At 65.2% G+C, this 12,763-nt stretch carries 15 protein-coding genes; 11 read left to right on the top strand and 4 right to left on the bottom strand.

Annotated features, from left to right (window positions below):
- Positions 1–227 precede the first annotated feature (227 nt).
- The 4 genes from ASG57_RS36235 (at position 228) to ASG57_RS19470 (ending at position 1,849) form a co-directional block, all read left to right on the top strand.
- Positions 228–437, top strand: coding sequence for a hypothetical protein (locus tag ASG57_RS36235; RefSeq protein WP_035698769.1), 210 nt, complete (start codon positions 228–230; stop codon positions 435–437).
- Positions 434–637, top strand: coding sequence for a hypothetical protein (locus ASG57_RS19480; RefSeq protein ID WP_230646649.1), 204 nt, complete (start codon positions 434–436; stop codon positions 635–637). Before ASG57_RS36235 ends, ASG57_RS19480 begins: the two co-directional genes overlap by 4 nt.
- A gap of 67 nt (positions 638–704) precedes the next feature.
- Positions 705–1,607 carry an NAD(P)/FAD-dependent oxidoreductase gene (locus ASG57_RS19475; RefSeq protein WP_057197071.1) on the top strand — a complete coding sequence of 301 codons (903 nt, stop codon included), beginning with the start codon at positions 705–707 and terminating at the stop codon, positions 1,605–1,607.
- Between the two features lie 53 nt (positions 1,608–1,660).
- On the top strand, positions 1,661–1,849 hold the full coding sequence (locus tag ASG57_RS19470) for a hypothetical protein (RefSeq protein WP_024342890.1): 189 nt from the start codon (positions 1,661–1,663) through the stop codon (positions 1,847–1,849).
- Between the two features lie 17 nt (positions 1,850–1,866).
- Here ASG57_RS19470 and ASG57_RS19465 read toward each other — a convergent pair whose 3' ends face one another.
- Positions 1,867–2,805: a GlxA family transcriptional regulator gene (locus ASG57_RS19465; RefSeq protein WP_024342891.1), complete on the bottom strand. Its 939-nt coding sequence runs from the start codon at positions 2,803–2,805 to the stop codon at positions 1,867–1,869.
- Positions 2,806–2,896: 91 nt separating this feature from the next.
- Here ASG57_RS19465 and ASG57_RS19460 point away from each other — a divergent pair, with 91 nt between their 5' ends.
- Together ASG57_RS19460 and ASG57_RS19455 are read left to right on the top strand one after the other, a co-directional pair.
- Positions 2,897–3,580, top strand: a complete 684-nt coding sequence (locus tag ASG57_RS19460; RefSeq protein WP_024342892.1) for a DJ-1/PfpI family protein — start codon at positions 2,897–2,899, stop codon at positions 3,578–3,580.
- A 63-nt stretch (positions 3,581–3,643) separates the two neighbouring features.
- Complete coding sequence (locus ASG57_RS19455) at positions 3,644–4,909, top strand: ABC transporter substrate-binding protein (RefSeq protein ID WP_024342893.1); 1,266 nt, start codon at positions 3,644–3,646, stop codon at positions 4,907–4,909.
- 43 nt (positions 4,910–4,952) lie between these two features.
- On the opposite strand, the gene ASG57_RS38390 is transcribed toward ASG57_RS19455, so the two are convergent.
- On the bottom strand, positions 4,953–5,210 hold the full coding sequence (locus ASG57_RS38390) for a hypothetical protein (RefSeq protein WP_024342894.1): 258 nt from the start codon (positions 5,208–5,210) through the stop codon (positions 4,953–4,955).
- A 283-nt stretch (positions 5,211–5,493) separates the two neighbouring features.
- Here ASG57_RS38390 and ASG57_RS19445 point away from each other — a divergent pair, with 283 nt between their 5' ends.
- Positions 5,494–5,868 (top strand): hypothetical protein, encoded by a 375-nt coding sequence (locus ASG57_RS19445; RefSeq protein WP_024342895.1) that lies wholly within the window; start codon positions 5,494–5,496, stop codon positions 5,866–5,868.
- Between the two features lie 4 nt (positions 5,869–5,872).
- Here the strand turns inward: ASG57_RS19445 and ASG57_RS19440 are convergent, their stop codons facing one another.
- Entirely contained in the window at positions 5,873–7,219 is a 1,347-nt protein-coding gene (locus tag ASG57_RS19440; protein ID WP_024342896.1) for a polysaccharide deacetylase family protein, read from the bottom strand.
- Between the two features lie 161 nt (positions 7,220–7,380).
- Entirely contained in the window at positions 7,381–8,187 is an 807-nt protein-coding gene (locus ASG57_RS19435; RefSeq protein ID WP_155248762.1) for a polysaccharide deacetylase family protein, read from the bottom strand.
- An 82-nt stretch (positions 8,188–8,269) separates the two neighbouring features.
- Between ASG57_RS19435 and mgtE the strand changes: the two genes are divergently transcribed.
- From mgtE to tolA, 4 genes are all read left to right on the top strand, one after another.
- A complete protein-coding gene (mgtE, locus tag ASG57_RS19430) occupies positions 8,270–9,691 on the top strand; it encodes a magnesium transporter (RefSeq protein ID WP_024342898.1) in 1,422 nt (473 codons plus the stop codon).
- A gap of 266 nt (positions 9,692–9,957) precedes the next feature.
- Positions 9,958–10,260, top strand: coding sequence for a helix-turn-helix domain-containing protein (locus ASG57_RS19425; RefSeq protein WP_024342899.1), 303 nt, complete (start codon positions 9,958–9,960; stop codon positions 10,258–10,260).
- A gap of 120 nt (positions 10,261–10,380) precedes the next feature.
- Entirely contained in the window at positions 10,381–11,199 is an 819-nt protein-coding gene (locus ASG57_RS19420; RefSeq protein ID WP_024342900.1) for an aldo/keto reductase, read from the top strand.
- A 49-nt stretch (positions 11,200–11,248) separates the two neighbouring features.
- Positions 11,249–12,169 carry a cell envelope integrity protein TolA gene (tolA, locus tag ASG57_RS19415; protein WP_024342901.1) on the top strand — a complete coding sequence of 307 codons (921 nt, stop codon included), beginning with the start codon at positions 11,249–11,251 and terminating at the stop codon, positions 12,167–12,169.
- Positions 12,170–12,763 lie beyond the last annotated feature (594 nt).

Raw genomic sequence — 12,763 nt, 5'->3', positions numbered from 1 at the left:
TTCCGCCGTATCTGGTGACCGAGAGCCAAGCCTTCTCCTCGGCAAAATCTCGCGCCGTTAACTTATGGAAATGCTGGAACCGGAAGTCGCGGCGGAAGCTACAAACGCGCTTCCGGAACTGGGCCGCCCCGACCGGCAGCGCCTTTGACTGACAAGCGACTTGGGGCCCGGCGCCAACCTCCTGCCGGGCCAGCTTTCTTCAATCCCAAATCCAATGTGAAAGCCCGATGACCGCCAAACGTAACCGCAGGAAACAGACCCAATCACTTCAGGAGCGGCTGGCCGCATTCGCCGAGAACGCCCGCGAACGAGCGCGCAGCCTGCCACCCGGCAGGGAACGCGAGATGCTGCTGCGACGCGCCAAGCAGAACGAAGTGACCTCGAACCTGACAGAGTGGCTGAGCGGACCCGTGTCCCCAAGACGTGGACGATCATGATGGGGAGCATCAAGCATTACCGCGCGTTCCAGATCGATCCGGACGGGCACGTGTTCGGATGCATCAATCTGGTCTGCGACGACGACGAGCAGGCCAAGCGCGAAGCGGCCGCGCTCGTGCTGGTCCACCGCATCGAGCTGTGGCGGCTTGATCAGCGGATCGCGAAATTCGATGCGCCGCAGGAGATTGCTCGCCAGTAGAGCCGTGGGAACTGCGCGCTGCGTCCCGGGTTGGCCGAATGATATCGACTTGCGGACCAAATCAAAGATGACCGGCGCACCGCCACTTGAATGCCTGATCGTTGGCGGCGGCCCGGCCGGGCTGATGGCTGCGATCTATCTGGCGCGTTTCCGCCGCAGCGTCTGCGTCGTGGACGCGGGCGCGAGCCGGGCGGCGCTGATCCCGCGCAGTCACAACGTCCCGGGCTTCGTCCACGGCCTGTCCGGCACCGAATTGATCGAACGGATGTCGGCCCAGCTCGATGATCTCGCCGTCGTACGGGTCGAAGCGGAGGTCACGGCATTGCAGCGGCACCGATGCGGTTTCGAAGCGACGTGGAACGGTCGCGTGCATCAGGCGGCCACCGTGGTTCTCGCCTGCGGCATCGTCGATACTCATCCGCCATTCGCGGAGTGGCGCGCGGCGGTCGCGGACGGACTCCTGCGCTACTGCCCTATCTGCGACGCTTTCGAGGCCGCAGGCCGCCGCATCGGCGTCGTCGGGCCGCTTGATCGTGCGGCCGGCAAAGCGCTTTTCCTGCGTGGCTACGCGCGCGACGTGACGCTGCTTGCGACCGGCGCGGACGACCCGAAGGCCGCAACGTCGGAGCTGTCCGAGGCGGGTGTCGGAATCGTGTTCGCGCCCGACCTGCGCCTGACGCGACGAGAGGGCGGCGTTGGAGCGGACTTCGCGGACGGACGTACCGCGCAGTTCGACATCGTCTATCCTGCGATGGGCGCGGAGGTCCGCTCTCAGCTCGCGACGGCGCTGGGCGCCGACCACGCCTCGGACGGTCATCTGAAGGTCGACGATCATCAGCGCACGTCGATCGAGGGGCTCTACGGCATTGGCGACGTCGTCACCGATCTGCACCAGATCTCAGTCGCCTTCGGGCACGCTGCAAATGCCGCCTGCACGATCCACAACAGTCTGCCGCGGCGCCTGGCCTGAGGGAACGAAGTGCGCGCCTTCGTCTTGACTGGGCGGACGCGAGGGAAGAGCCCATGCTGGAAGAGAAGCTCAAGGAAGCCATTGTCGACGAGTTGAAGCGCCAGGCTGCTGACCGGCCGCAATCGCTGCAGGTCCAGGGCGCGGCAGACGCGAAGGGCTCGGAGGAGCTGACCGTCAACGGCAAGATCGACCTGGGAGCGCTCGCCATGGTGATCGCTGGATCGGTCGCCGGCGGCCCCTAGCCGGGTTTCCTGCATCCTCACAACATTCGTGCGGAGCGCCGCAACGACTGCGGCGGCTGACCGAATGCTCGGATGAAGGCCCGGCGCATCCGCTCGGGGTCGCGAAAACCCGTGGATCGCGCGACACGCTCGATCGTCTCTCCGGAGGACTGCACCCGCTCGCGCGCCACCTCGACGCGCAAGCGCTCGACCGCCTTTGTCGGCGTGGATCCGGTTTCGGCGATGAAGGAGCGGACGAAATGCCGGGAGCTCAGCCCCGCGCGCTCGGCCAGCGTCTCGACCGTGAGCGGTGCATCCAAATTCTCGCGCATCCACGACAACAAGCTGCCGAAGCGGCCGTTCGGCGTCTTCAGCTCGAGCAGACTCGAGAACTGCGATTGCCCGCCGCTGCGGCGATGATAGAGCACGAGCTGGCGTGCGGTTGCCTGCGAAATCTCCTCGCCATGGTCCTCCGCGATCATGGCGAGTGCCAGATCGATTCCGGCCGTGATGCCGGCCGACGTCCATACGCCGCCGTCGCGCGTGAAGATCTGGTCCGGCTCGAGCCTGACCTTCGGATAGCGCCCGATGAAGTCGCGGGTGCAGGACCAATGCGTCGTTGCGCAGCGTCCGTCGAGGACCCCGGCTTCGGCCAGCAGATATGCGCCGGAGCAAACGCTGGCCATTCGCACGCCGCGGCGCGCCAGCCGTTGAATGAAGGCGATGGTGGCCTTGCAGCGCGCCGCAGCTTCGACGCCCTCACCACCGGCGACGAAGAGCGTCGTGACCGAGCTTGCCGATCGCAGGCTGCGCGCCAGCATCTCGGTGCCCGACGAGCTGCGCACGGCACCGGCCTTCGCCGCGACATTGATCACGCGCGGTGCATTCCGCGTGTGGCGTCTTGCGATCTCGAACACCGAGATGGGGCCGGCCGCATCCAGCAACTGGAATTCGGGAAAGATCAGAAAGCCGATCATGGATGCGTCCAAAAATGAGGGAATTACGCCGTTTCCGACCATAAGGCCAACATGGCAGGCTTGCATCGTCAAGCGCGATGTCGAGGTGGTTATGTCGGACCCGTTGCAGATCGGTCTTCTGGTTTTTCCTCGCGTTACCCAGCTCGATCTCACCGGTCCTGCCCAAGTCTTCTCCAGCCTGCCTGACGCGACGGTGCATCTGATCTGGAAGCGCATCGAGCCCGTGCCGAGCGATTCCGTGATCGCGCTGACGCCGACCGTCACCTTCGCCGATTGCGCGCAGCTCGACGTGATCTGCGTCCCCGGCGGTTACGGCACCGACGAACTCATGCTGGACGAGGAGGTGCTCGCGTTTCTGCGCCGGCAGGCGGGCAGGGCGCAGTATGTCACGTCGGTCTGCACCGGCTCGCTCGTGCTCGGCGCGGCCGGCCTGCTCGAGGGATATCGTGCGGCCACGCACTGGACGGCGACAGACGCCTTGCCCTTCTTCGGGGCCGAGGTGTCGCGGGAGAGGGTGTGCATCGACCGCAACCGCATCACGGGCGGCGGCATCACCGCCGGCATCGACTTTGCACTCACGCTGGTCTCCATGTTGAGGGGCCGCGCGGCTGCGGAATTGATCCAGCTGCGCATGGAATACAATCCTGCGCCGCCTTTCCAGGCCGGCTCGCCGGAAACGGCGCCGGCCGCGATCGTCGCAGCGATGAAGGAACGGGTTGCGCCGGCGCAGGCGCGGCGGCTGGAGCTCGTCAGGAAGGCTATCCGCCAGGAATGATAGCGCGGCGATTTCGGGGCAATCATCGGCGACGATCGTCGCGATGTCAGAGCGGAGGGGAAGATGGTGGATCGGGCAGGGGCGTCACGGTCATGGCATAACCGGCTTTGCCGGTCGGCTTTCGGTTTCATCCTGGCGCTGGGTCCGGTCGCATTCGCCGAACGAGGCCAGGCCGCCGATTTTTCCGGTGGCGCGATCCGGATCGGCATCATCAACGACCAGGCGGGACCCTTGTCGGATCTTGCCGGACCGGGCTCCGTCGTCGCCGCGAAGATGGCGGTCGAAGACTTTCAGAAGGCCGCGCCCGGGCTCAAGGTCGACATCATCGTTGCCGATCATCAGAACAAGCCGGATATCGGTGCCCAGATCGTCCGCAAATGGTTCGACGTGGACGGCATCGACATGGTGGCCGACGTCGGAAACTCCGCCGTTGCGCTCGCCATCCAGTCGATCGCGCGCGACAAGAACAAGATCGTGATCTACTCGGCGGTCGGCACCACCGACATCGGCGGCAAGCAATGCGCGCGCACCGGTCTGATGTGGTTGCACGACAACTACAATCTGGTCGCCGGCTCGGTTCGCAAGCTGGTCTCGCAGGGATACGACAGCTGGTTCTTCATCGCGTCGGACTATGCGTTCGGACGCAACATGGTGGATGTCTCCCAGCGCGTGCTCGCAGCGACCGGCGCCAAGTCGCTCGGCGCGGTTTTTCATCCCTTGGGAAATGCGGATTACAGCTCGTTCCTGCTCCAGGCCCAGGCGTCCAAGGCCAAGGTGGTCGCGTTCGCCAATGCCGGCGAACAGCTCGTGACCTCGATGAAGCAATGGAACGAATTCGGAATGCATACGGGGCCTCAGAAGGCCGTCGCCGAGCTCATGTTCCTGACCGATGTTCACGCCATGGGTGCCGAGACCGCCAAGGGCCTCACGACGGTCACCGCCTGGTATTGGGCCCTCAACGAGGCGACGCGGGCGTTCGCCCAGAGATTCTACAAGCTGCACAACGCCATGCCGACCGCGCCACAAGCCGCCGTCTATTCGGCCGTCCTGCAATATCTGCGGGCCGCGGCTGCCGCGGGCACGGATGAAACCAATGCTGTCCTGGAGAAGATGCGGTCGATGCCCGTCGACGATTTCTATGCGCCGGGCGCGCGGCTGCGCGCTGACAACAAGCTGGTGCACGATTTCCATCTGGTCGAGGTCAGAAAGCCTGCGGACGTAAAAGCCCCCTGGGACTACTACGACGTCGTCGAGACTATCCGTGCCGAGGACGCCTATCTTCCCCTGGACCAGAGCGAATGCCCGCTGCTGAAGACCTCGCAAAAGTAGAGCATCGCGCCGCGTCGAACTTGCGGCTCTTGAAGCGAGCCACTCAGCCATACTCCTCGCCGATGCCGTATTCCCGGTAGATCTGCAGCGGGTCGAGCTCGGGAAACAGACGGCATTTGGCCTGGGCGAGGTGCAGGCTCACCGCCGCCGGCTCCTTGCCGTTTGCGAGCAACTTTCGGATATCCTCCATATGCGCGTTCGGCTGGTGCTTTGGCTCGAGCTGCTCCAGCGCGACCAGGGCGGTCGCGAGCGCCTCGGTCAGAACCCAGTCGTCGTGGCCCGTGATTCCCTTCTTCGGCATCGGAAGAACCTCACATGTGGCGGTCGCAGCTTACCGCGACTTCCGCCAAATCGCCATTGAGAGGTTGCGGGCGTGCTGCGGGGGCGCGCCGATTGGTCATGCTTCGGCTTGCCTTGCGGCCGCGTGCGGCTAAAAGGCGAAGAGTTGCGGGGCGATCGTATCTTTGTTGAAACGAACTTGGCGTAGACGGGCCGCTGCCGCTTCCAGACTGGCCGTTCCGGTCTGGGTCCCGATCCCGAAATCGCAACGCCGTTGGGTGGCGCCCCGCAAGGTTCGAGCCAGCATGGTCTTCCTCAGCTTCGTCTACCGCTTCCTCACCAATTTCGCCTTCATGGCGGTGGTCTATTTCAGCCTGAACTTCATGGAGAAGTACCCGAACCGGGCGATCCTGGCGATCCTGGTGCTGGTCTATGCCGCCATGCGCTCGGCCTCGACTCTGCGCGCGTTCTACTTCTTCCAGAAGATCGAGAAGCTGGAAGCCGAGACCAGGCGCCTGCAGGCGCCCATCAATGACGGTTCAGGCGGAACCATGACGCGCAAGCAGGTCGTCGCCGACGTTGCGCGGCTGCGGCGCGACGGCGAGCTCAAGTCGTATATGGACCTGTTCTTCCTGGCCCTGATCGTGCTGCTCTGCGTCGCCGCCATCCTGCGGCAGTGAGGACTTAAGCGCGCTTCTTCAGGCTGGCGACGCGGGTCGGACGGGGCGCAGTACCCTTGGAGGCCGCGCCCTTGGGGCCTCCGCTCTTCGTGTCGGCGCTCTTGGGTGCAATATCGAGGGGCTGTGCGGCATGATCCGTTGCCACCGGCGCCGCATGAGCCGTACGCCGTAGCTGCGGCTTCTTCGCTGGCTTGCCTTGCGCTGCCTTGTCCTTGGCCGCATGAAAGGCCTGGGCGGCCGTCGCCAGCCGTGTCGCGGCACGCCGCGAAAGAGTCGTCGACAGCAGCACCTCGACCGAACCTTCCGGAATCGCGAAGAGCGCGCGGCCCGGCACCGGCAGGGTCGCCGCGACATTGGCCTGTGCCATCGTCCGGCGCGGCAGTAGCGGCTGATGCTCGGCCCGGGCATTGAGGTCGGCCAGAACGGGAGCCGGCAGCATCCGGGTCTCCGTGAACACGAAATGTGGCACGCGCGGCCAGCGCGCGATCGGCGTCGTTTCGGTCGGCGGACGCAGCAGCCATTCGACTTGCGTGGTCGGTGTCGCCGGGCGGTCGGGCGTGGCGGGCACCACATGCACGATGCGATAGCCGCGCGCCTTGAGGTCGCGGATGATCTTCGGCAGCGCCGCCACGGTGCGGGCCTGGATGTCGTGCAGCAGCAGGATGCCCTTGCCCTTCGCCTCCAGCCGCTGGATCGCGAGCTGGTAGACGCGGTCGGATGACACATGCCGCCAATCGTCGGCCGGGAAATCGGCGCTCCAGACCTGGATGCCGCGCGAGATCAGATGGTTCTCGACGCCCTCGGCGCGCATCAGGCCGGGAATGCGGAAGAACGGCGCGAGCTGGGACGGATCGGTCATCGCAGCCGACGTCCACTCGATCCCGCCGTTGATCTCCGCCTCGGCCTTTTCGATCGGCATCCGGTCGAAGGTCAGCGGATGATCCATGCTGTGGGTGCCGACGGTGTGGCCTGCCGCGACCAGCTTGCGGACGCCTTCCGGATTGGCCTTGGCCTGGTTGCCGACGATGAAGAAGGTCGCCTTGATGCATTCGTCGGCGAGGATCTTGAGCACCTGGTTGGAATATTTCGGGATCGGACCGTCATCGAAGGTCAGAACGACTTCATGGTCCTTCAACGGCAGCGTCTCGCGATACTGCATGGTGCCGATTAGTGGATGCTCGCGCGGATCGACCACGAGTGTGCGGGAGGTGCCGAGGGCATCCGGGTTGCCGGGACAGTCGGCCGCAAGTGCCTCCGGCGAAGCGGTGGTCAGTAATCCAAATAACAGGCCAAGGAACAGGCCACGGGCGGTCCACGATCGCGTCCGCAGAACAACGCTACTTCCGATCATGAACCCGGTCTGCCCTCATCCGCGTTTGCCGCCTTAATAGGTCGGACACGCCCCAAAATGGTTCAGGTGCACTAGCCCGACCATCTTTGCACGCGGTAGCATGAACGGAGTGTTAATTGGGCCCGGATCAGCCCATTTTGCGCCTGCGTGACATTCCCGCATCAGCGCGCATCGGCGTTCTTCTGTGATTTGCCCGCCGGCACGACGTGGACCACCCGATAACCGTTCTCCTTCAGATACCGCAGAAAGGCCGGCATCATTGCAGCCGTGCGCGCCTTGTTGTCGTGAAACAGGATGATGCCCCTTCCGCTTGCGGCAAGCCGCTCGGTGACGAGCTTCAATTGCTGCTCCGGCGTCATCTCCTCCCAGTCGCTGGCCCATAGATCGGCCCCGAACACGACGATGCCACGCGACTGGAGCAGGTCGAGCTGTGCCTGCGTCGACTCGAAATAGGGAAAACGGAAGAACGGCGTCGAGGGCGTCGTCGTCGAGGTGCCGTGCAGCGCCAGCTCGTCTGCAGCGATGCCGCGGTCGATGTCGGCCATCGCCTTCTCGAACGGGATGTGCGCCATGAACGGGTGCGACCAGGTGTGGTGGCCGACGGTGTGGCCCTCGCGTGCGATGCGCTTGACCATGTCGGGATATTGCGAGGCGTGCCGGCCGATCAGGAAGAAGGTCGCGCGCACGCATTCCTGCGCCAGCGCCGCCAGCACCTTCGGCGTCGTCGGCGGGTTCGGCCCGTCGTCGAAGGTCAGCACGACCTCGCGATCGGCCAGCGGCAGCGTCTGAGGGAAGCTCTTCAAGCCGACGCGCGGATACGTCTTGGCGTCGACGCTCAGAACCCGCGAGGTGCCGAGCGCGTCCTTGCGCGGGCACTCGGCGGCTTCAGGCGAGCTCACGCCGAGGAGAGCGGCCAGCGCCGCACCTGACATCATCGACGTCCATTTCAGTGGAAGCATCTTTGTCATTGCGCTTGGAGTTGCCTTGTGGGTATTGGCTAACCGTCAGCCCAGATCACCCGTTCCAACCTGTCAAACGGCGAGGCGCGCCATGGATGAACATATGGACGTTGCCCCATCCGCCTCGGATTCGGTACTCGACCACGTGCCGATGCGCAATGAGGACGGCGAGATTCGTCACGAATTCGTCGAGGAAATTGCCCGTGCGATCGAGGCCGGCAACAGCGCGGCGCTGCGTTCCTGCGTCGCGGAGCTGCACGAAGCCGATCTCGGCGATCTGATCGGCGCCCTTGAGCCGGACGACCGCGTCCGCCTGGTCGAGCTCACGGGCCGCGACTTCGACTTCTCCGCATTGAATGAGGTCGACGAGGCCGTCCGCGAGGAGATCCTCGAGGAACTGCCGCCGGAAACGGTAGCCGAGGGCGTCCGCGAGCTCGAGTCGGACGACGCGGTCGAGCTGCTGGAAACCCTCGATGAGGCCGAGCAGGAGGAGATTCTCGAAAAGCTGCCGCTCAAGGAGCGCGTCGCGCTCGAGCGCAGCCTGCTGTACCCGGAGAATTCCGCCGGCCGCCGGATGCAGACCGAGTTCATCGCCGTGCCCCAGGATTTTACCGTCGGCCAGGCGATCGACTACATGCGCGAGACGCCGGATCTGCCCGACCGCTTCTACGAGATCTACGTCGTCGACAAGGACCAGCACTGGCTGGGCGCCGTGCCGCTCGACGTGCTCTTGCGCACGCGCCGACCGGTGGCGTTGACCGAGCTCACCGACGAGGACCGCCGCCGCGTGTCCGTCCTGGAGGACCAGGAGGAGGTGGCGCGCATGTTCGGCAAGTACAACCTCGTTGCTGCACCCGTGCTCGACACCCAGGACCGTCTCGTCGGCGTCATCACGGTCGACGACGTCGTCGACGTCATCGAGGAGGAGGCGGACGAGGATCTCAAGGCGCTCGGCGGCGTCACCAGCGACGAAGAATTGTCGGACACCTTCCTGACGATTGCGCGTGGCCGCTTCAACTGGCTGCTGGTGAACCTCGCCACCGCGTTCCTGGCGTCCTCGGTGCTGGGCCTGTTCGAGGGGCAGCTGGAGAAGATGGTGGCGCTTGCGGTGTTGGCGCCGATCGTGGCGAGCCAGGGCGGCAATGCTGCGACCCAGACCATGACGGTAGCTGTGCGGGCGCTGGCGACGCGCGAGCTCGGCTCCTCCAACGCCTGGCGCGTGGTGATGCGCGAGGCCCTGGTCGGTCTCGTCAATGGCCTGGCCTTCGCCGTGATCACGGGCATCGCCGCGGTCGCCTGGTTCAAGATCCCTGGCCTCGGCATCGTCATCGGGCTGGCAATGGTCTGCAACCTCATTGCCGGCGCGCTCGGCGGGATCCTGATCCCGATGGCGCTCGAACGTGTCAGGGCCGATCCGGCGGTCGCCTCCGGCACCTTCGTGACGACCGTGACGGATGTCGTCGGATTCTTCTCCTTCCTCGGAATAGCGACGCTCTGGTTCGGGTTGAGGTAACCGTCCACTCGCTCTCTCCCCGTCATTGCGAGCCAACGGGTCCGCGCGAAGCGCGGCCCGATGACAGGCTCCGCGAAGCAATCCAGAATCCTTGCCGGTTTCGCGATCTGGATTGCTTCGTCGCAAGGGCTCCTCGCAATGACGGAGTATGGGACAGCTGCGCCAGCCACTCGTGTCGTCCCGGTCGTGCCGCGCCGCGTCCGGGGCGCAGGACCTTTTAATCCGAACTTAAGCGACCTGACGCATCATCGCGTGCGACTGGGGGAATGAGCATGCGGTTGCGGCTGAAGGCGGACGGGCGGATTGTCGAATTGCGGGACGGACATGAATTTCCGGTCCAGTCCGCAGTCAATGCCGCGCCCGGGGATACCGGCCCGCTCGCGGTGCGCGATTTGCGCCGCCGCGCCTGCCTGACCCAGATGGAGTTCGCCGCCAAGCTCGGCGTGCCCGTCGAAACCATTCGCAACTGGGAGCAGGGCAAGCGCGCCCCGCGAGGCCCGGCACGCGCGCTCCTCGCCGTGATCGCGCACGCGCCGGACACGGTGTTCCAGGCGCTCGCCAAGGTCTGACGCACACCTCCCGTTAGCATTGTGCTGAATATTCGGCCGGGTCGCTGCGGCTTTGGTTGGCAGCGTCATGAGCCGGGTCCATAATGACATCTGGGGCTGCCGCAACAGAGAGGATTCCTCATGCTGTTCGTCGAGGCCAATGGGGCAAGAATCCCCGCGATCGGGCTCGGGACCTGGGAGCTGAGCGGAAGGCCTGCGGCGCGCGTGATCGAGCAGGCGCTGCGGCTCGGCTATCGCCACATCGACACCGCCCAGGCCTACGACAATGAGCGCGAGGTCGGCGACGGCATGCGCGCCTCCGGCGTGCGCCGCGATGACGTCTTCCTCACCACGAAGGTGTGGACCAACCATTTCGCGCCCAACGATCTCGAACGCTCGGTCAAGGAGAGCCTCGCGCGGTTGCGGCTTCCCTCCGTCGATCTGTTGCTGCTGCACTGGCCCAATTCGCACGTGCCGCTCGCGGAGACGCTGGGCGCGCTGTCGCACGCCAAGACCATGGGGCTGACCCGCCACATCGGCGTCTCCAACTTCACCGTGGCGCTGATCGAGCAGGCGGTGGCGCTATCGCCGGAGCCGCTCGTCTGCAACCAGGTCGAATATCACCCTTATCTCGACCAGGCGAAGGTGAGGGCGGCCTGCGACCAGCACGGCCTCGCACTGGTCGCCTACAGCCCGATCGCCAAGGGGCGCATCAAGACCGACCAGACCCTCGCGGAGATCGGCCGCGCCCACCGCAAGACGCCGGCGCAGGTGTGCCTGCGCTGGCTCTTGCAGCAGAATGTCGCCGCGATCCCGCGTACCATGCGGGTCGAACGCCTGTCGGAAAACATCGACGTCTTCGATTTCGAGCTTTCGGACGACGAGATGGGCCGCATCGCCTCACTCGCCAATCCCGGCGGACGCCTGACCGACTTTGGCTTTGCACCGAAATGGGATTGAGGGGAGACCGCGGTATGCTAACAGCAGGGCGGCAATCCAAGATCGGTCGATGGAACTGCGGACAATCATACGGACGGACGTTGCGGCGTCGGCGATCGCGCATCTGACCCTGGTAGGACTGATCATCCTGATCAGCGAAGTCCATCCGTTTCAGGCCGGCGCGCCCGAGACGGTGACGGTCGATATCGTCACGCCGGAGCAAGTGAAGCAGGAGGAAGCCAAGGCCGAGCAGAAGGAACAGGCGAAGGAGAAGCCGCCGGAGCCGACTCCCGATCTGAGATTGCCGAAGCTGGATCTCACCGACAAGTCAGAGGCTGCGGCCAAGCAGCAGGCCGCCGCGCCATCGCCGTCGCCGCAGGCCTCGCCTGAGCCACAGCAGAGACAGCCGCAACCCTCGCAGCTGCCGAAGCAGCGCGAGGCTGATGTGCAACCGCAGCCTCGACAACCCTTGACTCAACAACCGCCGCCGCAGCAGCTGCAGTCCCAGCCGCCACCTCAGGCGATGCCGCAGCAGCAAACTGTGCCGCCGCCGGCTTATCCATTGCCGCAGCCGGACGTCACCGTGAAATACGGCGTCATGCTGGGTCTGCCGCCCGAATTGCCGGTGGAGCCGAAGGGCGCACCCAAGGACGACGGCGGCGACGCCAAGGACTCGTTTGCTGCGAAGCTTCCGCCCGAAATCATCGCGGAGCTTCGCCGTCATTTGAGAAGCTGCGCCAAGCTGCCGGCCGGAGTGGCGCCGACCGACAGCGTCCATGTCAAGCTGCGCGCCGTGTTCGCCACCGACGGCACGCTGGCGCGCGAGCCGATCCTGATCGAAGCTCCGCCATCTGCGAAGGGCGTGGCCATCGTGAAGTCCGCGATGAATGCGCTGCAGAGCTGCCAGCCCTACAAGATGCTGCCGGCCAATCTGTATCAGGAGTGGAAGGTGATCGACCTGCCGTTCAGCCCCCGGGATTTCGGAAGCTAGCATCGTAGCCCGGAGGGAGCGCAGGCGAAATCCGGGGTCGCTCGCCCGGCATCTCGCACCTTCCCGGAATACGCCGGCGCTCCACCGTGTCCGCGGCGTGCCTGTGTCGCCCTCTGTCAATCCGCGCGCGCGAAAATATTCCGCTTTACCGAAATTCGGAAACGGCGTATGTGTGGCCCATCCCGGCTCATCCTTGAGGGGCGATCGTGTGGTCGTCATGTTCGCGAGCCGGGCTTGCGGTGGACGCGGCAGCGTCGTGCACGAGAGGTCAGGGGCAGGGCGGATTGCTCTCCGTGAGCCNATCCGCGCGCAAAAATATTCCGCTTTACCGAAATTCGGAAACAGCGTATGTGTGGCCCATCCCGGCTCATCCTTGAGGGGCGATCGTGTGGTCGTCATGTTCGCGAGCCGGGCTTGCGGTGGACGCGGCAGCGTCGTGCACGAGAGGTCGGGGGCAGGGCGGATTGCTCTCCGTGAGCCYGCGACCGCGTGCGGACGAGCGGCGCTGACAGGTTCGTCCCGCCGGTGCTCGATGGCAACGTGCACAAGGCCGTCGGAGCCGGTGGGGTCAAGCGAACCGCGCGTACGGCAAAA

The sequence above is a fragment of the Bradyrhizobium sp. Leaf396 genome (genome assembly GCF_001424605.1).
Taxonomy (GTDB): domain Bacteria; phylum Pseudomonadota; class Alphaproteobacteria; order Rhizobiales; family Xanthobacteraceae; genus Bradyrhizobium; species Bradyrhizobium japonicum_C.
The sequence above is the reverse complement of the archived record's forward strand: the minus strand, read 5'-3'. Positions and strand labels throughout refer to the sequence as shown.

Coding starts and splice junctions, on each gene's coding strand:
- ASG57_RS36235 (WP_035698769.1), top strand. CDS start 228: ATGACCGCCAAACGTAACCGCAGGAAACAGACCCAATCACTTCAGGAG.
- ASG57_RS19480 (WP_230646649.1), top strand. CDS start 434: ATGATGGGGAGCATCAAGCATTACCGCGCGTTCCAGATCGATCCGGAC.
- ASG57_RS19475 (WP_057197071.1), top strand. CDS start 705: ATGACCGGCGCACCGCCACTTGAATGCCTGATCGTTGGCGGCGGCCCG.
- ASG57_RS19470 (WP_024342890.1), top strand. CDS start 1,661: ATGCTGGAAGAGAAGCTCAAGGAAGCCATTGTCGACGAGTTGAAGCGC.
- ASG57_RS19465 (WP_024342891.1), bottom strand. CDS start 2,805: ATGATCGGCTTTCTGATCTTTCCCGAATTCCAGTTGCTGGATGCGGCC.
- ASG57_RS19460 (WP_024342892.1), top strand. CDS start 2,897: ATGTCGGACCCGTTGCAGATCGGTCTTCTGGTTTTTCCTCGCGTTACC.
- ASG57_RS19455 (WP_024342893.1), top strand. CDS start 3,644: ATGGTGGATCGGGCAGGGGCGTCACGGTCATGGCATAACCGGCTTTGC.
- ASG57_RS38390 (WP_024342894.1), bottom strand. CDS start 5,210: ATGCCGAAGAAGGGAATCACGGGCCACGACGACTGGGTTCTGACCGAG.
- ASG57_RS19445 (WP_024342895.1), top strand. CDS start 5,494: ATGGTCTTCCTCAGCTTCGTCTACCGCTTCCTCACCAATTTCGCCTTC.
- ASG57_RS19440 (WP_024342896.1), bottom strand. CDS start 7,219: ATGATCGGAAGTAGCGTTGTTCTGCGGACGCGATCGTGGACCGCCCGT.
- ASG57_RS19435 (WP_155248762.1), bottom strand. CDS start 8,187: ATGACAAAGATGCTTCCACTGAAATGGACGTCGATGATGTCAGGTGCG.
- mgtE (WP_024342898.1), top strand. CDS start 8,270: ATGGATGAACATATGGACGTTGCCCCATCCGCCTCGGATTCGGTACTC.
- ASG57_RS19425 (WP_024342899.1), top strand. CDS start 9,958: ATGAGCATGCGGTTGCGGCTGAAGGCGGACGGGCGGATTGTCGAATTG.
- ASG57_RS19420 (WP_024342900.1), top strand. CDS start 10,381: ATGCTGTTCGTCGAGGCCAATGGGGCAAGAATCCCCGCGATCGGGCTC.
- tolA (WP_024342901.1), top strand. CDS start 11,249: ATGGAACTGCGGACAATCATACGGACGGACGTTGCGGCGTCGGCGATC.